The 1346-nt window shown below is 70.9% G+C and carries 1 protein-coding gene; it reads left to right on the top strand.

All coding sequences use genetic code 11. The features are described 5' to 3' along the window. Window positions 1-1281, top strand: a 1281-nt coding sequence (locus tag GSF22_RS33570; protein WP_307804518.1) for a sugar ABC transporter substrate-binding protein, incomplete at its 5' end; no start/stop codon positions are given. Window positions 1282-1346 lie beyond the last annotated feature (65 nt).

Genomic DNA, 1346 nt, shown 5'->3' with positions numbered 1-1346 from the left:
CCCACCACCCCCACCCATCAGGAGTACGAGATGGCACCTCGATCAGTGCGCCGCGCTGCCCTGGCCGGCCTCGCGGCGGTCGCGCTCCTCGGTCCGGCCGCCTGCGGCAGCGGATTCGACGACAACTCCCCGGGCAGCGCGCAGCAGAGCGGACCGGCGAACCTCCAGATCCTGATCGGCTCGTCCGGGGCCGCCGAGACGAAGGCGGTGCAGGAGGCCGCCGCCCGGTGGGCCGACTCGTCCGGCAACACCGCCACGGTGACCCCCGCGCAGGACCTCGCGCAGCAACTCGGTCAGGCCTTCGCCGGGGGTACCCCGCCGGACGTCTTCTACGTCGACGCCGCCCGGTTCGCCGACTACGCCAGCGTCGGCGCACTCGAACCGTACGGCGACCGGATCAGCAACCCGGACGACTTCTACCCGAGCCTGCGGACGACCTTCACCTACGACGGCCGGCTCTACTGCGCGCCGAAGGACTTCTCCACCCTCGCCCTGGTGATCAACACCGACCTGTGGACGAAGGCCGGACTGACCGACGCCGACGTACCGACCACCTGGGACCAGCTCACCGCCACCGCCCGGAAGATCAAGACGGCCGGGCTGACGCCGTTGGCCATCGCCGACACCCGGGACCGGATCGGCGCCTTCCTGGTGCAGGCCGGCGGCTGGCTGACCAGCCCGGACGGGAAACAGGCCACCGCGACCAGCCCGGAGAACATCCAGGCCCTGACGTACGTCCGCAGCCTGCTGACCGAGGGGCTGGCCCGGTACCCGAAGCAGCTCGACGCCGGCTGGGGCGGCGAGGCGTTCGGCAAGGGCAGGGCGGTGATGACCATCGAGGGCAACTGGATCAAGGGGGCGCTCCAGAACGACTTCCCGAACGTGAAGTACCGGGTCGTCGAACTGCCCGCCGGGCCGAAGGGCAAGGGCACCCTCTCCTTCACCCAGTGCTGGGGGATCGCCGCCAAGAGCAAATACAAGGAGCAGGCGGTCAGGTTCGTCGAGGCGATGACCGGCGGCGAGCAGCAGATGGCGTTCGCCAAGGCGTTCGGGGTGATGCCGTCCCGCGAGTCGGTACGCGGGCAGTACACCGCCGCGTTCCCGGCGGACGGTCCGTTCATCGCCGGTGCCTCGTACGCCCAGGGGCCGGTGAACGCCCCCAAGATGGACAGCGTCCTGCGGGACCTCGACACCGCCCTGTTCGAGCTGCCCGGCACGGACCCCCGGGCGGTCCTGGACCGCTTCCAGAAGAACGCCCAGGCCGCCCTCGCCGGGAACTGACGTGTCGACCGGGGGCCCTTCCTCCACCGGAACCGTCAAGCGGGGGCCCTTCCTCACGTTAGGGC

It is taken from the genome of Micromonospora echinofusca, from assembly GCF_017614955.1.
Taxonomy (GTDB): Bacteria; Actinomycetota; Actinomycetes; order Mycobacteriales; family Micromonosporaceae; genus Micromonospora; species Micromonospora echinofusca_A.
This window is presented reverse-complemented; position numbering and strand designations above follow the sequence as displayed.